The organism is Sphingopyxis sp. MWB1 (genome assembly GCF_000763945.1).
Classification (GTDB): domain Bacteria; phylum Pseudomonadota; class Alphaproteobacteria; order Sphingomonadales; family Sphingomonadaceae; genus Sphingopyxis.
In genome coordinates, this window is sequence record NZ_JQFJ01000002.1 from 2,422,910 (window position 1) to 2,442,731 (window position 19,822).

Below are 19,822 nucleotides of genomic sequence, written 5' to 3' on the forward strand. Positions count from 1 at the left end.
GGGTAGGGCGATGCGGTTCAGCCGAAGGGCAATGATCGCGGGGGCCGCAGCGGTTCCGGTGGCGGGCGGGGCAATGGCTGCCCCGCCGCTGCCGCCGGGCCCGGCGCGGGCGGATGACGAAGCCTATTGGGGCGCGGTCGCCGACCAATATGATGTCGTCCCTAATGTCATCCAGCTTGAAAATGGCAATTGGGGGATGATGGCGCGCCCCGTGCTTGATCATTATGAACAAATGGTGCGGCGGGTGAACAGCGCGACCAGCTTTTACGCGCGGCGCGATATGATCCCCGATCTGATTGCGGTGCACAGGCTACTCGCGGCGCGGCTGGGGGTGGGTGAGGATGAAATTGCCATCACCCGCAATGCGACCGAGGCGCTGAAGGCGCTGATCGGCGGTTATAACCGGCTGCGTCCCGGCGATGCGGTGCTCTATGCCGATCTGGACTATGATTCGATGCAGGCGTGTTTCGAGGGCTTGCAGGCGCGGCGCGGGGTGGAGATTGTCCGCATCGCGCTGCCCGAACCCGCGACGCATCAAGGATTGATCGACACCTATGCCAAGGCGCTGGATGACAATCCGGCGGTGCGGCTGATCCTGCTCACCCATTTGAGCCATCGCACCGGGCTGGTGGTGCCGGTGCGCGAGATTGTCGCCATGGCGCGGGCGCGCGGCGTCGATGCCATTGTCGATGCGGCGCATAGCTGGGGGCAGCTTGATTTCGCGCTTCCCGACCTCGGCGCCGATTTCGTCGGATTGAACCTTCATAAGTGGATTGGCGCGCCGCTGGGGGTGGGGGCGGTCTATATCCGCAAGGATCGGCTGGACCTTATTGACCCCGATATCGCCAATGCGCCGCCGCATGGGGATAGGGCGCGGTCGCGTGTTCATACCGGAACGGTCGATTATGCCGCGCAGCTGAGCGTGCCCGCGGCCTTTGCCTTTCAGGACCGCATAGGTGATGCGCCCCGCGCCGCGCGGCTGCGCCATTTGCGGGACTTGTGGGCCGAGGAGATGCGGGACACGCCGGGAATTGAGATTCTGACCCCGGCGGACCCGCGCCTTTATGGCGGGATCACTTCCTTTCGCTTTGCCGGCCGAACAAGCGTGGCGGAGAATGTCGCGCTCGCGAAACAGCTGCTCGATGCGCATGGCATTTTCACCGTGCATCGCAGCGGCCCCGCGCGCGGCGCCTGTGTCCGCGTGACGCCCGCGCTCTTTACCCGCGCCGCCGATATGGAACGACTGGTCGGGGCGCTGCGGCAGATGCTGAGGAGCGCCTGACGGAGAAGGGTCCCCGCCTACGCGGGGACACATGCCGTTAGGGCGATGCTTTCGTTATGGGGAGAACTTTGCAGGCGCCGCCTCTTCCGCGAGTGGCGGCACCGGCCTTGGCCTACGGTCGGGGCCGACTGCGACGAAGATGAAGCGCGCTTCGGTCACGCGATGTTCGTCGCTGGCATGGCGATCGCGCGCCCAGGCTTCGACCGCGACATGCATCGAGGTGCGGCCCACCTTGACCAGCCGGGCATAGACGGAGACTTCATCGCCGACGAAGACCGGACGGTGGAAGGACATGCCCTCCACCGAAATGGTCACGGCGCGCCCGCGCGCGTGAAGCGAGGCGACCGAGGATGCGGCAAGGTCCATCTGCGCCATCAGCCAGCCGCCAAATATATCGCCATAGACATTGGCATTGGCGGGCATGGCGGTGACGCGGACGGCGGGCGCGCTCGTCGGCGCTGTGTCAGCGGCGGGCATCATAGGCGCCCTTCACCCGCATCGCATGGGCGGCGGCGACCATGGCGACAAGCGCCGGGCGCACTTCTTCCCATTTGCGCGTCTTGAGCCCGCAATCGGGGTTCACCCAAATTTGCTCGGCTGGGACATGTTTCCCCGCCAGCGACAAAAGCTGCATCATCTCATCCGTCGCGGGAATGCGCGGACTGTGAATGTCATAGACGCCGGGGCCGACCTCGTTCGGATAGGAATAGCTGGCGAAGGCGTCGAGCAATTCCATCTGCGAACGCGCGGTTTCGATCGAGATGACATCGGCGTCCATGGCACCGATGGCGCGGATGATGTCGTTAAACTCCGAATAGCACATATGGGTGTGGATCTGCGCATCATCGCGTACGCCCGACGAGGTGAGGCGAAAGCTTTCGACCGCCCAGTCCAGATAAGCCTGCCATTCGCTACGGCGCAGCGGCAGGCCTTCGCGCAACGCGGCTTCATCAATCTGAATGATCGCGGCGCCCGCGGCTTCCAGATCCTGCACCTCGTCGCGGATCGCAAGGGCAATCTGGCGGCAGCTGACCGCGCGCGGCTGATCGTCGCGGACAAAGGACCAGTTGAGGATGGTGACGGGGCCGGTGAGCATGGCCTTTACCGGCTTGTCGGTCTGATCCTGGGCATAGCGCCACCAGTCGACGGTCATCGGCGCGGGGCGCGATACATCGCCATAAAGGATCGGCGGTCGGACGCAGCGCGAGCCATAGCTTTGCACCCAGCCCGCCCGCGTGAAAGCAAAGCCCGAAAGCTGCTCGCCGAAATATTGCACCATGTCATTGCGTTCAAATTCGCCGTGAACCAGGACGTCGAGGCCGATTTCCTCCTGCCATTTCACTGCGGCGCGGGTTTCGACGCGCAGATATTGGGCATAGGCGGCATCGTCCATTTCGCCCCGCCGGTGCGCGGCGCGCGCCTTTCGCACCTCGGCCGTCTGGGGGAAGGAGCCGATGGTCGTCGTCGGATAGGCGGGAAGGCGCAGCCGCCTTTGTTGCAATTTGCGGCGTTCGGCGAAGGGGGAAGCGCGGCTTGTGTCGCTTTCGCCAAGCGTCGCCAGCCGGGCTGCCACATCCGGATTGTGGATGCGCGTCGAGGTCTGACGGGCGACGGCGGCGATGCGTGAGGCGGAAAAAGCGGAGAAGCTCGCATCCTCGCCTTCGTTGAGCGCCATGGCGAGAGCAGCCAGCTCCTCGATTTTCTGCGCGGCAAAAGCGAGCCATTGCGCGATTTCCGGATCAAGCCCGGTTTCAAGCGCGAGGTCGGCGGGCACATGAAGCAGCGAGCAGGAGGGGGCAAGGATCAGGTCGCGCTTTGCGGCATGCTCCTTCAATCGCCAGTAAAGCGCAGGCAGGTTGGCGCGCCAGATATTGCGACCGTCGATGACGCCAAGCGAAAGAAGCACATGCGGTCGCAACTTTTCAAGCACGGGTTCGAGTTGTTCGGGCGCGCGGACAAGATCAAGGTGGAGGCCGTGGACGGGAAGTCCCGCGACCAGACCAAGATTGTCGCCAAGCCCGCCAAAATAGGTGGTGAGCATGAGCTTTGGCCCGGAGGTTGCGAGGCGGGCATAGGCGCGTTCAAAGGCGTTGCGCTGTTCGCTTGTCAAATCGAGAACGAGACAGGGCTCGTCGATCTGGACCCATTCGGCCCCCGCTTTCGCCAGCCGCGCCAATATTTCCCCATAAATGTCGAGCAAAGCGGGAAGCAGCGCCAGCGGTTCGACCGCCTTGCCCTTCGCCAGCATCAGATAGGAGACGGGGCCGAGCAGCACCGGGCGGGTGGCATAGCCCAGCGCCTTTGCCTCCTCAAATTCGTCGAAAATCTTGGTCGAGGCGATGCGGAAACGCTGTCCGGCGGTGAGTTCGGGGACCATATAATGATAGTTGGTGTCGAACCATTTGGTCATTTCCTGCGCGGTTCTGTCATGGGCATGGCCGCAGCCTGTGCGGTCCCCATCCCCCGGCGCGCCGCGCGCCATCGCGAAATAGGTGTCGATATCGACCCGATCGCCGTCCCAGCCATAGCGCGCGGGAATCGCGCCGATCAGCGCGCTGGTGTCGAGCACATGGTCGTAGAGCGAGAAATCATTGGAAGGCAGAATATCGGCACCCAGCGCCTTTTGCCGCGCCCAATGCGCAAGGCGCAGCCCGGCGGCGGCATTGTCGAGATCGGCGCGGGACGATTTGCCCGCCCAATAGCTTTCGAGCGCGAATTTCAGTTCACGGCGAAGGCCGATGCGGGGAAAGCCAAGAGTGGCAACGCTGACAGTCATTTTCTGGCACCTTGCATGAAGGCAAGGGTTCGGCAGGCGAGCAGGCACAGGGCCCCGCGCCCAGACGGCAAGGTCGGACGCAGCCATGCTTGCGGCCTGACCGGACACCCCGCCGGAGGACGTATCTGACGAGGCAGGTCTCCTGGCTCGCGGGTCAAAGCATACGGTCGGGCCTTCCCGGTTCCTTGCCGAACCAGTGACACATGATGACCGCCGCTCACCGCTTACAGTTGCGGGGGCAGCGCCGGCCTTGCCCCGAAAGGCGCACCGGCTTCCCGTCTTAGCTTTGCATGCCGAAAGGGCGCGCGAAGAACCTCGACAGGGTGAAGCATAGACATGCCATCGCGCCTGTCAATCAAGATATAAAGATTTCTTTATATCTTGCTTTAGGAGGTGTGCGCGGCTTTGGGTGGCCCGCTTTTCTGAAGTGCTTTCAGCCGGTGGCCAACCGCAACAATGGCATCGAGCGCCGGGATGAGTTCGAAGCCGAGCGGCGTCAGCTCATATTCGGTGGACGGGGGCGAGGTGCGCCGGACATGGCGCAGCAGCACGCCCTTGGCCTCCAGTTCGGACAGGCGGGCGGACAGCACTTTGGCCGATATGGGCGGTATATCGACGCGCAACTCGCTGAAGCGGCGCGGCCCGGCGCGCAGCGACCAGATGACATTGGGCGCCCAGGCCCCGGCGATGACCGCCATACATTCGGTCAACATACAGGGTTCGGGCGGGCGAGGGACCTGATTGCGGCGCATTTTGAGCGGCATGATGCGGGTTACCTGGTTTCTGTGGAGTAACGCATTTCTTCAAGTAACCAATGGTTATCATGTTGTCAAAGGTAACTATGTCCGGCATCGCCGCGCACAGCCTGAATTGCACGAAAGGATGATGCGTCATGAAGCTGTTTTACAAGGCGGGGGCCTGTTCGCTGGCCAGCCATATCGCGCTTTTGGAAATGGCCGCCGATTTCACGCTGGAGGCGGTCGATACGGTGAAGGGCGCCACGGCCAGCGGCGCGGATTATCGCGCCATCAATCCCAAGGGCTATGTTCCCGCGCTGGCCCTTGCAGACGGGGAGATATTGACCGAAGGACCGGCCATTCTCCTCTATCTTGCCGATCAGGCCGGAGCAGGCGTGCTCGCGCCGCTCGCCAGCCGCGAGCGGGCGCGCATGGTCGAGCAGCTCATCTTTACCTCGTCCGAGCTACATCGCGCCTTCAAGCCGCTGTTCCGGCCCGGCGCGAACGAAGCCGACCAGCAGGCGGCCCGTGCCGAGGTCGCGCAAAAGCTCGCGCATGTCGAAGCATGGCTCGCCGATGGGCGGGACTATGTCGTCGGGGAGCATTTCACCGTCGCCGACGCCTATTTGTTCGTTGTCGCCAATTGGACGGGCTTTACCGGCATGACGCTTGATCCCTGGCCGCATCTGGCCGCGCATCATCAGCGCATTGCCGAGCGCCCGGCGGTTCGCGCGGCGATGCAGGGCGAAGGGCTGCGTCCTTGAGCCGTGCCGATTTCGAAGCGGTGCAGCAGCTGATGACCGCCTATTTCGACGGGCTCTACCGCGCCGACAGCGCTGCGCTGCGCCCTCTTTTTCACCCCAGCCTCACCTATGTGTCGGCAGGTGCGGGCGATGATTTCACGCTCGATCTTGAGGCCTATATGGCGCGGATCGACCAGCGCGAGCCGCCGGCCATGCGCGGCGAGAAAAATAATGGCGCGGTGCTGGAGATCGGCTTTGGCGGGGAGCGCATGGCGCGGGTCACGGCGCGCATGGCCATGATGGGCCGCGACTATCTCGATTTTCTGACCCTTGTTCGCGATGTGGGCGGGGCCCCCGGCTGGCGCATCGCCGCCAAGATTTTCACCTATGACGCGCATGCGCGGGAGGCCTGATCCATGCCCTATATCCTGATTCAAGTGACGCGCGAAGGCGGTCCCGAAGGCAGAGGCCCATCGCGCGCCGAAAAGGCTGAACTGATAGCGGGCACCACCCGGCTGCTACAAGAGGTGCTGGGCAAGGACCCCGCCGCGACCATGGTGGTGATCGACGAGGTCGAACTCGACAATTGGGGAATAGGCGGCCTGCCGGTTCCCGAATTTCGGCGCCGGAGCAAGGGCTAGCGGATGGTGTGCCAGCTAGCGAGAAGAGCGAGGACAGCAAGGGCCAATGTGGCGGCCGCTAGGGCGGTGGGCGGATTGCCGCGAGACTGATGAACGGGGGCAGGGCAGCAAATTCGCACACCACCATGATGGCGGTGTCCGCGCCGAGCTACGCCCCCCCCCCCGCCCAGCGGGTCATGCATTTGCGCCATTGTCGACGAGAAGCGCGGTGCCGGTTATCGACCCTGCTTCGGGGCTGGCCAGATAGGCGACCGCCGATGCGATATCGTCGGGGGTGCCATAGCGTTTGGCCGCGGTGCGCGCGATCTGGTCGGGGGCATGATCGCCGCTCGCCGGGTTCATATCGGTATCGGTCGAACCGGGATGTACGGTGTTGACGGTAATGCCGCGCGGGGCAAGGTCGCGGGCCAGCGCCTGGTTGAACATCGTCAGCCCGGCTTTGCTTGCGGCATAAGCGGCAATCCCCGCGATCGGCGCCTGCAGGGCCAGATTGCTGCCAATTCCGATGATGCGTCCGCCTTCGCTCATATGCGGCAGGGCGGCTTGGATGGCGATGAAGGGCGCGCGCAGGTTCACCGTCATTGTGGCGTCGAAATCCTCCAAGGCCATTGTCGGCACGGGCGCCGCGATGAAGATGCCCGCATTGTTGACGAGAATGTCGAGGCCGCCGAGCGTCTGGGCCGCTTGGTCCACCGCCTGTTTGACCGCCGCGGCATCGCGATTGTCGGCGGCGATGGCGAGCGCCCGGCGCCCCATGGCCTTGATCGCATGTACCACGCCGTCTGCCGCGTCGGCGGATGATGCATAGCTGATCGCGACATCGGCGCCATCTTCCGCCAGCCGCCGGGCGATGGCGGCGCCGATACCGCGACTTCCGCCGGTGATAAAGGCGCGTTTTCCAGCAAGTTTCATCATATTGCCTGCCTATTTATGTAGTGATTGATACATAAATAGGCAGGCTTGCAAAAACATGTCAATCGAAATATGTATCAACTGATACAGAAAGGTAGGATATGGCGGAACGTGGCCGTCCACGCAGCTTTGATCGCACCCAGGCACTGGACCGTGCGATGCATTTATTCTGGCGCCAGGGCTATGGCGCGCCCCTTGGCGAACTGACTCGCGCGATGGGGATCAACGCCCCCAGTCTTTATGCTGCCTTTGGCAGCAAGGACGCGCTGTTCTGCGAAGCCGTGGATCATTATTGCCGGCATCATGGACAGGATATTTGGCAAAGCCTGACCAGCCGCCCCGACGTGCGCGACGCGATCGCTCATTTTCTGCTGGCGACGGCGGAGGCCTATTCGGTGCCCGGTGATCCGCCGGGATGCATGGTGGTGCTGGGCGCGCCCTTTGCGGTCGATCAAGACAGTGCGGCGCATCGTGAATTGCATGGGCGTCGCCGCGCCAATTTGCGCGAACTGGCCGCCCGTCTCCGCCGCGGAGTCGAAGAGGGGCAGCTGCCGCCCGACTTTCCGGTCGAAGAAGCCGCGGCTTTTTACCTCACCGTTCAGAGCGGCATGTCGGTCATGGTGCGCGACGGGGCGGACCGCGATACGCTGCTAGCGGTGGCGCGGGGTGCGATGCTGGGATGGGACCGCTGGATGGGCGAGCCCGACTGAACAGGCACGGAAAGAGCCGCGTATCGCCTTTATCGTTTACGCGGCTTTTACCAATTCGGGTGCATCACCGTCGGCGATATTTGCGACTGGGGATAGGTGATGGACAGCATGCGCGGTCTGCTTTCGGGCAACCACGGCCAGGATGACGGCGCAATCGACGCCCCCCCGGTCGTGGGCGTCGATGAACGGCGGATGCAGGTTCGGGCCTATAATTATTGGGCTTCCTTGCTGGGCGACCGCAGCTATCCTTCGGTTGAGGATCTGAACCTCGATCGCGCCGATTTCGGCGCCAATGCGGTGCTTCTTGATTTCACCAGCGGTGTCGAAAATCCGGGGCTGGCCTTTATCGGCGAAAAGTTGCGCGCTGAATCCGAGATCGGCGACGATGTTCATTATATCAGCCAGATTCCGGGGCGGTCGCTGCTGTCACGGCTGACCGACCATTATCTTCAGATCATCGCCAATCGTTCGCCCATCGGTTTTGAGGCGGAGTTTGAAAATGAGCGCGGCATGACGATCATGTACCGCGGCATTTTGCTGCCCTTTTCCTCCGACGACGATACGATCGACTTCATTCTGGGCGTGATCAACTGGAAGGAAGTAGCACCCGCCGACCAGGAAGCCGAATTGCAATTGTCGGTTGAGCAGGCGCTTCGCAGCGCGGCTCCGCTGACGGCGCCCGCACCGATATGGGCCGACGGCCCTGTTTCGGGACAGGGGATCGAGGAAGCCGCACCGGGCTTTGGCGCATTGGGGGACGACGCTGGGGCGCCGTCGACGCCGGTTGCGCCCGATGCAGCGCTTTCCGACTGGCTTGCGCTTGCTCGCGAAACCGCCGCCCGCGCGTACCAGGCCGATAGTCGCAGCCGCGCGGCGCTGTATCAGGCCGTCGGAACGGCCTGGGATTTTGCACTTGCAGCGCAAAGCCATCCCGATGATTTCGCAGCCTTGCTGCGCGATGCGGGATTGGGCGTCCAGGCGCGCGCACCGATGACGCCGGTGGTCAAGCTGGTCTTTGGCGCCGATTATGACAAGACGCGGCTGGCTGAATATGCCTGTGCCTTGACCCATGCGGGCGAAGCCAATGTCGGGCGCGGCGAGTTGGCTGCCTATCTGGAAAATTATGCCGGCGGCCTGAAAGGGCTGGTCAAGGATGTGCGCGCCCTGCGCCGTAGCCGTGCGGCCCCGCGCCGCCATTCGGCCAAGGCATTAAACGCGCTGCGCGAAGCCCGCCCTGCGGCGATGCTGAAACATGATGCGGGAGAGGCGGAGTTCGTCCTCCTGATCGCGCGCAGCATGGCCGATGGCCAGGTGGGAATTGTCGCGCGCGCCGATGACGATCCGGCGCTGGTCGAACGGCTGGCCAAAAAGGCCAAGCCGCTTGCCAACGGCGAATGACCTGCACAGCGCAACGACGAGACCAAAAATTGAAATAATTTTATGCGCGCGGCGCTGCAGGCCTTGAGCCTCGCGCGCGGTGGGCGCATAGGGTGGCCGTAGCGAAAGGGTCCGCCGATCCTGGTGAACCCCGCGCCATTGTTACGGATGTTGACCCATGTCTGAAAATATGTCCGACGCCCCCCGAGCGGACGATTCCTCCCCCGAAGCCACCCCCGACATTCCCCTCCATATCGCCAAGGCCTATCGAGCCGCTTTGCAAGGCAGCGCGCTGCCGGGCGAAGGCGATGATATGGACAAGGCCGCGCTGGCCGAGGCCGGTGCCTTTGCCGCCCGCGCATCACTGATGCGACAGGCGGCGACGCCCTCGCTGCTGCTGGAACCGCTTGCCGCTGACGGCACGGATCGCCGCATGCGTCTGGCCGTCATCAATGACGATATGCCCTTTCTGGTCGATTCGGTGTCGCAGGTCGCGGGCGCGCAGGGGCTTGTCATCCACCGTATCTTGCACCCCGTCGTCGCAATCGAGCGCGATGCGAAGGGCGTGTTGCAAAATGTCGGCGCGGGTGAGGCGCGTGAGTCGGTCATTTATATGGAATTGGAACGCGGCGATGCGCGGGCGCGCCGCCGCCTGCTCGACGCGATAGAGGCCGCGCTGGCCGATGTACGCGCCGCCGTTGCCGACTGGAAGGCGATGCGTGCCGCGATGCTGGCCGACGCCGCCATGCGCACCGAAGGCGAGGGCGCGGAGCTGCTGCGCTGGTTCGAGGGCGGATCAATGACCCAATTGGGCCATGAATGGCGCACCCGTGATGGCAAGATGCACGATCCGCTGGGGCTGAGCGCCTCTGCCACGGGCGAGCTGTTGTCGGATGCCGGATTGGAAGCGGCTTTCGACTGGTTTGAAAACGGCGGCCGCGCGCCGCTGTTGATCAAATCGAACCGCCTGTCGTCGGTGCATCGCCGCGTCCTGCTCGACCTGGTGGTCGTGCCCGAATATAAGGGCAAAAAGGTGGAACGCCTGTCGATCCATTCGGGCCTGTGGACCAGCGCGGCTTTGTCGGCGCGGCCCGACAAGGTGCCGGTGCTGCGCGCGCAGCTCGACACGTTGATGGACAAATTCGGTTTCGACCCCGCTGGCCATGCAGGCAAGGCGCTTGCCCATTCGCTGACCGCGTTGCCGCATGATCTGCTCATTGCTTTTGATGCGACCGCGCTCGAAGAACTGGTGCTGACGTCGATGTCGATCACCGATCGTCCGCGGCCAAAGATTGTCACGGTGCGCAGCGCGCTGGGACGGCATCTCTTCGCTTTTGTCTGGCTGCCGCGCGACGAAGTGTCGACCGGCCGCCGCCTGGCGGTCGAGGCGATGCTGGTGCGCGAGGCGCGCGCCGGTGTGATCGGCTGGACGATGGTGCTCGAAGATGGCGGTGCGGCGCTGCTGCGCTTTACGCTGGACCTTCGCAGCGGCGGTATCGTTCCCGACACGGCGGCGCTCAACGCACAGCTTGAACAGATGGTGCGGGGCTGGCAGCCCGAGGTCGAGGCCGCCCTGGCGCGGCAGGGCGATCCCGGACGCGCCGCCGCGCTGACCGCGCGCTTTGCTCCGTTGCTGCCTGCCAATTACCGCAATCTTTATGATCCCGAAGAGGCTGCACGCGACATCTTGCGGTTGCGCGAACTGGATAGCGACACGCCGCGCAGCGTGCGGCTGGCGCTGACCAGCCTGGATGGCGACGACCGCTTGCGGCTCAAAGTCTATAGCGCGGCCGGGCCGCTGGCCTTGTCGGATGTGGTTCCCGCGCTGGAGCATTTCGGCTTTGAGGTTCTGGAAGAAATTCCGACCGCTCTCAATCCGCTTCGCTCGGTCGAGGACGGCAGCGAGCCTTCGCCGATCGTCATCCACGACTTCACCCTGCGCTCGCCGGCCTCGGTCGATGAAAAGGCGCTGTTGCCGCATGTCGCGATGATCGAAAATGCCATTGCGGCGGTGCTCGATGGCCGGGCAGAGGATGACGCCTTCAACGAATTGATGCTCGTCACCCAGACCGATCCGCAGGCGGTCGTGTGGCTGCGCGCCTGGTTCCGCTATATGCGCCAGGGCGGTTCAAGCTATGGCATGGACACGGTGGTCGCCGCGCTGCGTCACGCTCCCGAACTTACCCGCGCCATGATCGAGCGTTTCCATGCGCTGCACAATCCCGCGCGCCATGATGCGGCGCGCGCCGAGGCACTGGACAAGGAAATTGTCGCAGGCTTTGCCGCGGTGAAGTCGATCGACGATGACCGCATCCTGCGCCTGTTCAATTCGGTGATCGGCGCGATCATGCGGACCAACGCCTTTGCGCCCGCTGGCGCCGAAGCGCTGGCGTTCAAGATTGATTCCAGCCTGGTCCCCGGCCTTCCCAAGCCGCTGCCGTGGCGCGAAGTGTTCGTCTATTCGCCGCGGGTCGAGGGCACGCATTTGCGCTCCGGCCCCGTGGCGCGTGGCGGGCTGCGCTGGTCCGACCGGCGCGACGATTTCCGCACCGAAATATTGGGCCTTTTGAAGGCGCAGCGGGTGAAAAACGCCGTCATCGTGCCAACCGGCGCAAAGGGCGGCTTCTATCCCAAGATGCTGCCCGATCCGGCGGTGGACCGCGATGCCTGGTTTGCCGAAGGCACCGAATGCTATCGCATCTTCATTCGTTCGCTTCTGTCGATCACCGACAATATCGTTGGCGGCAAGCTGGTTCACCCCGACCAGGTGGTGATCCGCGACGGCGAAGATCCCTATTTCGTTGTGGCCGCCGACAAGGGCACGGCGACCTTCTCCGACGTTGCCAATGCGCTGGCGATGGAACGCGATTTCTGGCTGGGCGATGCTTTCGCCAGCGGCGGGTCGAACGGCTATGATCACAAGGCGATGGGCATTACCGCGCGCGGCGCCTGGGTCTCGGTCCAGCGTCACTTTGCCGAAATGGGCGTCGATGTGCAGACCGACAGCATTCGCGTCGTCGGCTGCGGCGACATGTCGGGCGACGTGTTCGGCAATGGCATGCTGCTCTCAAAGGCGATCAAGCTCGTTGCTGCCTTTGACCATCGCCATATTTTCATCGACCCCGATCCCGACCCGGCGAAAAGCTGGAAGGAGCGCGAACGCTTGTTCAACCTCCCCCGGTCGAGCTGGGAGGATTATGACAAGAAGCTGATCTCCAAGGGCGGCGGGGTCTTCCCGCGCAGCCAGAAGAGCATCCCCCTGACCGCCGAAATCAAGGCGGCGCTCGGCCTGACAGTGGACGAGATTGATCCGCTGGGGCTGATATCCGCCATTCTGAAGGCGCCAGCTGACCTCCTCTGGTTCGGCGGTATCGGCACCTATATCAAGGCGGCGAGCCAGAATAATGCTGAGGTCGGCGATCCCGCCAATGACGCGCTGCGCGTCGATGCCGAAGACCTGCGCGTCAAGGCGATTGGCGAGGGCGCCAATCTGGGCGTGACCCAGGCGGCGCGCATTGCCTTTGCCGCCAAGGGAGGCCGGATCAACACCGACTTCATCGACAATAGCGCGGGCGTCGATTGCTCCGACAATGAGGTCAATATCAAGATCGCGCTCAACCGCGAAATGGCCGAAGGCCGGCTCGCGCAGGCCGACCGCGATGCCCTGCTCGTACGGATGACCGACGATGTCGCCGCGCTGGTGCTGGAGGATAACCGGCTGCAGGCGCTGGCCTTGTCGATCGCCGAAAAGGGCGGCGCGGCGGCGGTGCCCTCGCTCGTGCGGATCATGGAGACGTTCGAGGCGTCCGGCCGGCTCGACCGCAAGGTTGAGGGGCTGGCGGTCAACGACGACCTGCTCCGCCGCGCGCAAGAAGGGCGCGGGCTCACGCGTCCCGAACTCGCGATTTTGATGGCGACATCGAAACTGGCGCTTCAGGACGCAATCGAGGCAAGCGACCTGCCCGACGATCCGGAATTGGCCAGCGATCTTGCGGCGGCCTTCCCGACCGAAATGCAGCGCGATTTCGCCGATGCCATCGCCGATCACCAGCTGCGCCGCGAAATCATCGCGACCAAGCTGGCGAACCGGATCGTCAACCGTCTGGGTATCGTCTTCCCCTTTGAACTGGTCGAAGAGGAAGGTTGCGCGCTGGGCGAAGTGGCGGCGGCCTTTGTCGCGGTCGAACGCGTGCTCGACATGCCCGAGCTTTGGGCGGCGCTGGATAGCGCAAAGATCGACGAAGGCGTGCGTTTGTCGCTCTTTTCGCAGGCGGCGGCGGCGATGGCGTCGCAAATCGCCGACCTGCTGCGCGTCAACCCGGCCTTGTCGAAGCCGAGCGCGGCCATCGCGCGGCTGGAGCCGGGAGTCGACCGGCTGACCGCGGCGGTCGACGGGCTGCTTAGCCCTTCGGTGCGGCGCCAGTGGGACCAGCTGATGCAGCAATTGCTCGATGCGGGCGCGCCGGCAGAGCTCACCGCGCGGGTCGTACGGCTGTTCAAGACCGACGGCGCCATCGGTATCGTCGATCTCGCCGAACGGCGCGGCGATGACGAGGTCGCGGTGACCGGTGCCTTCAGCCACTTGGGCGAAGCGTTGGGCCTTGATTGGGCGCAGACGCTGGCGGCGCATATGAGCCCGACCGATCCGTGGGAACGGCTGCTCGTCAACAGCCTCGCGCGCGATTTCCAGCAGATGCGCCTCGGCTTTCTGGCGGGGCTGAAAGGTCAGGATCTGGAGGCGGCGGTGAGCCAATGGCTTGGCGACAATGCGCCGCGCGTCACCCAGTTCCGCGCCGTCGTGGAACGCGCACGCACCATTCCCAACCCCAATGGTGCAATGCTGTCGCATATTGCAGGTCAGGCGCGTTCGCTGCTGGGACGCTAGGGAGGACGCGGATCAGGCAAGGAGGCGGCGCTTTACGAATAAAGTAAAATGATATAATTTTGATTTTATCATTTTAAGGAGATTCGTTCATGCGCCGTCTTCTTCCGCCTGTTCTCCTGCTTCTGCTGCTTTCGGGACAGGCGTTGCTGCACGCGCTCCACCCGCCCGCCGCGATGCTTGGCGCGGCGGGACGGCCGCTGGGGCTGGGCCTGATCCTTTTGGGGATGGCGGGATTGGCTGCATCGCGGCTGGCGTTCAAACGGTCGGATTCGGAAATCATGACCTTTGGCCAGCCGCGCAATCTGGTAACCAGCGGGCTGTTTCGTTTCAGCCGCAATCCCATGTATCTGTCGATGCTTCTGCTGCTGCTGGGGGCCACGGCGTTGGTTGACCTGTGGTGCGCCTTATTGGCGCCCATTCTCTTTTTTGCCGCTGCCAACTGGTGGTATATTCCCTTTGAAGAGCAGGCAGCCTCGACGGCTTTCGGGGACGCTTATGGAGCTTATCGCCGCCGGGTGCGGCGCTGGCTTTGATCCCCAAAATGATGAGGGGCTTTGACCTTGGCGCGACCTAAGGCGGACGTGGCGGCGATGCGCGAGCGGCTGCTTGCCGCCGCTGAAGATATTATGCGCCGCGATCCTTTGGCGCGACTGTCGGTGAGCGACGTTGCGGCCCGGGTCGGCATGGGGCAATCCAATGTCTACCGCTATATCCGCTCCCGCCAACATCTGGCCGAACTGCTCGCCCAGCGCTGGTTCGAGGATTTGGAACGGGGGGTGGCCAGCGCTGTGACAGATGCATCGTCGCCGCGTGAAAAAATCATCGCCTGGGTGATGGAAACCATGACCCGCAAGATAGCGCTCCACGACCGCGACCCGGAACTTTTCGCGGCCTATCTCCAATTGGCGGGCGAGCACGCCGATATTGTCGCAGGGCATGTCGAACGGCTGCGTAGCCTTGTCAGGCCTTCGGTCGAAGCGCTGGTCGGGCAGGCGGCGTCAGGCACGGCGCTCCATCTGCTGGAAGATGCGACGGCGCAATTCCGGGTGCCGCACGTGATTATACTCGCCCGCGAGCGTGTGACGCCCCAGCGGGCCAAGGTCGTTCTCGACGCGATATGGCTTGCCTTCGCCGCCATGGCCGCGCGGGATCAGCCCGCGTCCTGACCGCTCTCCTCTCGGCCCTTCGCCCACAGCCATTGGCGGATCGCCGAGGTCAGGTTGGGCGGCTCATCCGCTTCCATCCGCTCGACGTCGATCCGTGCGACCAGCGCATTGACCGGCAGGCCGCGCGCCGCAGCCGCCACCTCCAGCGCATCCCAGAATAATGGTTCAAGGCTGATCGACGTCGGATGCCCGGCGATGGTGACCGATCGTTTGACGGGCGGATGATAGGGCGCGCGCATCGCATCATCATAGCGGCGCCGAGGGGGAAGGGCGACGGCAAAGCGCCTCCGCCCCTCCGCCCCGCATCAATACATATGCTGGCCACCGTTGATGCTCATCGTCGATCCGGTGACAAAACCGGCTTCCTCGCTGCATAGAAAGGCGACGCCGCGCGCGATTTCATGCGCCTGCCCCAGCCGGCCGACCGGAATCTTGGCGACGATTTTTTCGAGCACCGGCGCGGGCACGGCGGCGACCATGTCGGTGTCGATATAGCCCGGCGCGATGGCGTTGACGGTCACGCCCTTCTTGGCGCCCTCCTGCGCCAGTGCCTTGGTAAAGCCATGGATGCCCGATTTGGCGGCGGCATAATTGACCTGCCCATATTGGCCCGCCTGCCCGTTGATCGAGCCGATGTTGACGATGCGGCCCCAGCCGCGCTCGACCATGCCGCCAAAGGTCGCCTTGGCCATGTTGAAACAGCCGCCAAGGTTGATGCGCATCACATCGTTCCAGTCCTCGAAGCTCATTCGTGCGAGGGTGCCGTCGCGGGTGATGCCGGCATTGTTGACGACAATGTCGATGGGGCCGACCTCTTGCGTGACGCGGGCGCAGCCGTCGAGGCAGGCCTGATGGTCGCCGACATCCCATTTATAGGCCTTGATGCCCGTGCGTTCGGTAAAGGCGCGCGCCTTTTCGTCATTGCCGGCATAGTTGGCGACGACCGTCACCCCCTGTTCCTGAAGCGCGAGGCTGATCGCCTCTCCGATACCGCGGCTGCCGCCGGTGACGATTGCAATGCGTGCCATTCAGGCTCTCCCACAAAAAGGTGTCCCTACAGAAGGTCCCCTGTCCCTTCCTGCCTAGGATGACCGCCGAACGGGCGCAAGAGGAGGGGGGAAGGGTGCAGACGTTTGCAGCAGCGTGCGGGAGATTAAATCCACCCCGCCAGTTCGCGCATCGCCAGCCTGTGGAGCAGCGCCATGCCCGCCTCGCTGTCGTTGAGGCAGGGGAGATAGGCGAAATGCGTGCCCCCTGCCGCTTCGAAATCTTGCCTGCCGCGAATGGCCAGTTCTTCCAGCGTTTCGAGGCAGTCGGCGGAAAAGCCGGGCGCGACAAGCGCGACCTTCTTGCCTTGCTTGCCCAGTTCAATCAGGCGCGCATCGGTCGCGGGCTCCAGCCATTTGGCGCGGCCGAAGCGCGACTGAAAGGCAATGTCCACCGGCCGCCCCAGCGCCTCGGCGAGCAGCCGCGCCGTTTTCTGGCAATGGCAATGATAGGGGTCGCCCAGATGCAGCGTGCGTTCGGGCATGCCGTGAAAGCTGGCGAGCAGCACATCGGGGGTGAAGTCGAGCGCCGCCAGCCCCTTTTCCACCGATGCCTTGAGCGCGGCGATATAGGCGGGGTCGTCATGATAGGGGGGCAGGGTGCGTAGCGCCGGTTGCCAGCGCAGCGTGGCGAGATGCGCGCCAACCGCATCGACCACGGTGGCGGTCGTCGCGGCGCAATATTGCGGATAGAGCGGCGCAATCAGGATGCGGCGGCATCCCTTGGCCATCAGCGCGTCAAGGGCGGGGGCAATGGCGGGATTGCCATAGCGCATCGCATAAGCGACCTCGACCGCTTCGCCGAGTTCGGCTTGCAGCGCGGCGGCCTGGGCGCGGGTGATGGCGGCAAGCGGCGATCCCTGGTCGGTCCATACCTGTGCATAGGCATGGGCGGATTTCTTCGGGCGCGTCGTCAGGATGATGCCGCGCAGGATCGGCTGCCACAAAAGCGGCGGGATTTCGACGACGCGGCGATCGGAGAGAAATTGCGCGAGATATTTGCGTACCGGCCCCGGCTCGGGCGCATCAGGCGTGCCGAGATTGACGAGGAGCAGGCCGATGCGGGGCGCGGCGACGGGGGGATGGTCGGGGGGCAGGGTCATAGCGGGTGCGCCGACAGGGGAAGGCGGCGGATGCGCCGTCCGGTTGCAGCGAAAAGGGCATTGGCGATGGCGGGGGCGACCACGGGCACGGCGATTTCGCCAACGCCGCCGGGGTCGCGGTCGCTGTCGATAAATTCGACCAATATGCGCGGGCTTTGCGCGAGGCGGGGGAGGCCCAGCTGGTGCAGCTTGCGCGCGGTGGCAAGGCCGCCTTCATAATCGGTCGTTGCGCCCACCGCGGCGGCAAGGCCGAAGATCAGCCCTCCCTCTATTTGCTGGCGCGCAATGGCGGGGTTGACCAGCCGCCCGGCATCGACCGCGGCGACCAGTTGCTCGACCTGCAGCCCCTTGTCGCTTTGCCGCGCGGTCGCCATCAGCGCGATATGGCTGCCGCGCATGCTGTGACAGGCCAGCCCCTGCGCGCTCCCCGACAATCCGCCCTCCCAGCCGCCAAGGCTGGTCGCGGTGAGCAGGCAGCGCGCGAGCAAGGGCGCATCGCCCAGCATCGCCATGCGATAGGATAGCGCATCGGCCCCGGCGCGCGCCGCCAGTTCGTCGATAAAGCTTTCGGTGAAAAAGGCGGTGTAGCTGTCCGCATTACCCCGCCAGCGCCCGGTGGGAAGGCCGATGTCGGCGGGGCAGTGATCGAGCGCGAAATGCGGAATGGCATAGGGGGGATCGCCCCCCTCGACCGCTGCTGCATCGGGCTTTCCGGCCGCCGCGCGCTGCGCCTCGTCGGCGGGCATTCCCGCAAACAGTCGGTCGCGCACTTCATGGTTGGTGGAGGGGACGGCAATGCGCGCGACCATCGCGTCAATGCCATCGGCCGCGTTCAGCGTCGCGCTCATCCGCGCCCGCGCCGGGGCGCGCGGGGGCACGCGCATGATTTCCTCGGCCCGCGACCAGGCAAGCTGGACGGGGCGGTCGATCTGGCGCGCGATGATGGCCGCCTGCACCGCGGCGCTATGGTCAAGGCAGGCGTCGAACGAACCGCCCGCCATCATCGGGAACAGGATGACGGCATGTTCGGGCAGGCCGATGGCGCGCGCGACGGCGGCGCGGCACTGGGCGGGGGCCTGCGTTGCGACCCACAGCCGCAGCCGGTCCGGCCCGTCGGGCGCGGCGGTCGCGGTGCGGGTTTCAATCGGCGCGTGGAGCGCGGGGGCGACCAGATATTCGGCCGCCACGCGCGCGCGCCCTTCCATCGCTTCCCCGACATCGCCGCGCTTGGCGATGCGATAGCCGTCGGCGGCAAGCGCCGCTTTCAGCGCGGCGTCGATGCTGGCGGTCGAGACGGGATCGCCGCGCGTTTCAAAAACGGGAGCAAAACGGTCGAGCGCGCGGTTTGCCGCCCACCAGTTGCGCGCGACCGCCGCGATCCAGCGGTCATGGGTGACGACATGAAGCAGGTCGGGCGAGGCCAGCCCCGCCTTGCGGTCGATGCTCTTGAGCCGGGTTGCGCCCACCGGGCCTTGACGGATGGCGGCATAGACAAGGCCGGGCAGGCGAATATCGCCCGCATAATTGGCCGATCCATCGACCTTGGACGGCAGGTCGAGCCGCGTCAGTTCCTTGCCATAAAGCGGGTCGGCGCTGCTGGAACGATAAACCGGATGACCGGGCGGATCGAGCGTTGCAGCGAGCGCGGCGACTTCGCCGAAACGGATCTTGCGCTCGCCCAGCGTGACAAAGCCGTCCTGCGTATCGCATTCTTCCCAATCGGCATCCCAGCGCCGCGCCGCCGCCATCATCAGCAGCGCGCGCGCCTGTGCGGCGGCATCGCGGCAGGGGTCTTCGAACATGCGGACCGATGTGTCGTTCGCGGTGATCATCACGGCATTGCGGACCGCCCATTCGCGCCGCACCCAAGTGCGAACATCGGACACAAGATCGGGCACGCCGGCGCGCGGGGTAAAGACCGCGCTGTCTTCATCGACGAGCAGCGTATTGGCGTAAAGCGGGCTGATCGGTGCGGTTTCGACCGCAATCGTCCGCCAGTCCGCCCCCAGTTCATCGGCCATGATCTGGGGCAGCAGCGTCGTCACCCCCTGGCCCATCTCGCATTGCGGGACGATGGCGCTGATATGTCCATCGACGCCGATTTTCAGAAAGGCGTTGAAGATATGCTCATCTTCGGTGGCTGAAATATTGGGGCGATAATCGCGCGGCCAGACGCTCCATGCCAGCGCCAGCCCGCCCGCGGCGCCAGCGCCGATCAGCACGGTGCGGCGGCTGATTTTCGGCAGCCGCGCTTTGTCGTCGGTCAATCTGTCGCGAAGGCCGGTCATCGCCTTTTCTGATAAGCTGCACCGAAAGGGGAGGCAAAGGCTTTCGCTCGCGATTGAGCGTCGACTTGCGGATAATCCATCAGCCGATCCATATGCGTGCGTCCCCGCGAAGGCGGGGACCCATCACCCGAAAGCGTCACCCTGCACCGGTCGGAG

Annotated in this window: 17 protein-coding genes and 1 riboswitch; of the genes, 9 read left to right on the forward strand and 8 right to left on the reverse strand. The window is 64.5% G+C overall.

Translation table 11 applies throughout. From position 1 onward, the window contains the following. The first annotated feature begins 10 nt into the window (after window positions 1–10). On the forward strand, window positions 11–1,282 hold the full coding sequence (locus JV18_RS0112100) for an aminotransferase class V-fold PLP-dependent enzyme (protein ID WP_033074690.1): 1,272 nt from the start codon (window positions 11–13) through the stop codon (window positions 1,280–1,282). Window positions 1,283–1,336: 54 nt separating this feature from the next. On the opposite strand, the gene JV18_RS0112105 is transcribed toward JV18_RS0112100, so the two are convergent. The 3 genes from JV18_RS0112105 to JV18_RS0112115 form a co-directional block, all read right to left on the reverse strand. Beyond that, window positions 1,337–1,762, reverse strand: a complete 426-nt coding sequence (locus JV18_RS0112105; protein ID WP_052071967.1) for an acyl-CoA thioesterase — start codon at window positions 1,760–1,762, stop codon at window positions 1,337–1,339. Next, window positions 1,746–4,058, reverse strand: a complete 2,313-nt coding sequence (gene metE, locus JV18_RS0112110; RefSeq protein WP_033074691.1) for a 5-methyltetrahydropteroyltriglutamate--homocysteine S-methyltransferase — start codon at window positions 4,056–4,058, stop codon at window positions 1,746–1,748. Before metE ends, JV18_RS0112105 begins: the two co-directional genes overlap by 17 nt. Before the next feature lie 115 nt (window positions 4,059–4,173). Beyond that, a riboswitch (cobalamin riboswitch) is annotated at window positions 4,174–4,391 on the reverse strand. A gap of 53 nt (window positions 4,392–4,444) precedes the next feature. Further along, the gene (locus JV18_RS0112115) at window positions 4,445–4,822 is read right to left on the reverse strand and encodes a winged helix-turn-helix transcriptional regulator (protein WP_033074692.1); all 378 of its coding nucleotides are present in this window, start codon (window positions 4,820–4,822) and stop codon (window positions 4,445–4,447) included. 128 nt (window positions 4,823–4,950) lie between these two features. Between JV18_RS0112115 and gstA the strand changes: the two genes are divergently transcribed. The 3 genes from gstA to JV18_RS0112130 are packed head-to-tail and all read left to right on the forward strand — an operon-like array spanning window position 4,951 to window position 6,179. Then, window positions 4,951–5,559: a glutathione transferase GstA gene (gene gstA / locus JV18_RS0112120; RefSeq protein ID WP_033074693.1), complete on the forward strand. Its 609-nt coding sequence runs from the start codon at window positions 4,951–4,953 to the stop codon at window positions 5,557–5,559. Beyond that, window positions 5,556–5,951, forward strand: a complete 396-nt coding sequence (locus JV18_RS0112125; protein ID WP_033074694.1) for a nuclear transport factor 2 family protein — start codon at window positions 5,556–5,558, stop codon at window positions 5,949–5,951. Before gstA ends, JV18_RS0112125 begins: the two co-directional genes overlap by 4 nt. Window positions 5,952–5,954: 3 nt before the next feature. Beyond that, a complete protein-coding gene (locus JV18_RS0112130) occupies window positions 5,955–6,179 on the forward strand; it encodes a tautomerase family protein (protein ID WP_033074695.1) in 225 nt (74 codons plus the stop codon). 174 nt (window positions 6,180–6,353) lie between these two features. Here the strand turns inward: JV18_RS0112130 and JV18_RS0112135 are convergent, their stop codons facing one another. Next, complete coding sequence (locus JV18_RS0112135) at window positions 6,354–7,094, reverse strand: SDR family NAD(P)-dependent oxidoreductase (RefSeq protein ID WP_033074696.1); 741 nt, start codon at window positions 7,092–7,094, stop codon at window positions 6,354–6,356. Window positions 7,095–7,192: 98 nt separating this feature from the next. On the opposite strand from JV18_RS0112135, the gene JV18_RS0112140 reads away from it, so the two are divergent. The 5 genes from JV18_RS0112140 (at window position 7,193) to JV18_RS0112160 (ending at window position 15,229) form a co-directional block, all read left to right on the forward strand. Then, entirely contained in the window at window positions 7,193–7,801 is a 609-nt protein-coding gene (locus JV18_RS0112140) for a TetR/AcrR family transcriptional regulator (RefSeq protein ID WP_033074697.1), read from the forward strand. A 99-nt stretch (window positions 7,802–7,900) separates the two neighbouring features. Beyond that, window positions 7,901–9,199: a hypothetical protein gene (locus tag JV18_RS0112145; protein WP_033074698.1), complete on the forward strand. Its 1,299-nt coding sequence runs from the start codon at window positions 7,901–7,903 to the stop codon at window positions 9,197–9,199. 169 nt (window positions 9,200–9,368) lie between these two features. Further along, window positions 9,369–14,063 carry an NAD-glutamate dehydrogenase gene (locus JV18_RS0112150; protein ID WP_235303229.1) on the forward strand — a complete coding sequence of 1,565 codons (4,695 nt, stop codon included), beginning with the start codon at window positions 9,369–9,371 and terminating at the stop codon, window positions 14,061–14,063. Between the two features lie 89 nt (window positions 14,064–14,152). Next, window positions 14,153–14,596, forward strand: coding sequence for a methyltransferase family protein (locus JV18_RS0112155; protein WP_033074699.1), 444 nt, complete (start codon window positions 14,153–14,155; stop codon window positions 14,594–14,596). 27 nt (window positions 14,597–14,623) lie between these two features. Then, window positions 14,624–15,229, forward strand: coding sequence for a TetR/AcrR family transcriptional regulator (locus JV18_RS0112160; protein ID WP_144243927.1), 606 nt, complete (start codon window positions 14,624–14,626; stop codon window positions 15,227–15,229). Here JV18_RS0112160 and JV18_RS0112165 read toward each other — a convergent pair. The 4 genes from JV18_RS0112165 to JV18_RS0112180 all read right to left on the reverse strand — a co-directional run bounded on the left by JV18_RS0112165 (window position 15,214) and on the right by JV18_RS0112180 (window position 19,645). After that, window positions 15,214–15,468 carry a ribbon-helix-helix domain-containing protein gene (locus JV18_RS0112165; RefSeq protein ID WP_033074701.1) on the reverse strand — a complete coding sequence of 85 codons (255 nt, stop codon included), beginning with the start codon at window positions 15,466–15,468 and terminating at the stop codon, window positions 15,214–15,216. The genes JV18_RS0112160 and JV18_RS0112165 overlap by 16 nt on opposite strands. Window positions 15,469–15,534: 66 nt before the next feature. Further along, window positions 15,535–16,257 carry an acetoacetyl-CoA reductase gene (gene phbB / locus JV18_RS0112170; RefSeq protein ID WP_033074702.1) on the reverse strand — a complete coding sequence of 241 codons (723 nt, stop codon included), beginning with the start codon at window positions 16,255–16,257 and terminating at the stop codon, window positions 15,535–15,537. A gap of 125 nt (window positions 16,258–16,382) precedes the next feature. After that, window positions 16,383–17,378, reverse strand: coding sequence for a ferrochelatase (hemH, locus tag JV18_RS0112175; RefSeq protein WP_033074703.1), 996 nt, complete (start codon window positions 17,376–17,378; stop codon window positions 16,383–16,385). Next, entirely contained in the window at window positions 17,375–19,645 is a 2,271-nt protein-coding gene (locus tag JV18_RS0112180) for a molybdopterin cofactor-binding domain-containing protein (RefSeq protein WP_443027785.1), read from the reverse strand. The genes hemH and JV18_RS0112180 overlap by 4 nt, the downstream gene beginning before the upstream one ends. Window positions 19,646–19,822 lie beyond the last annotated feature (177 nt).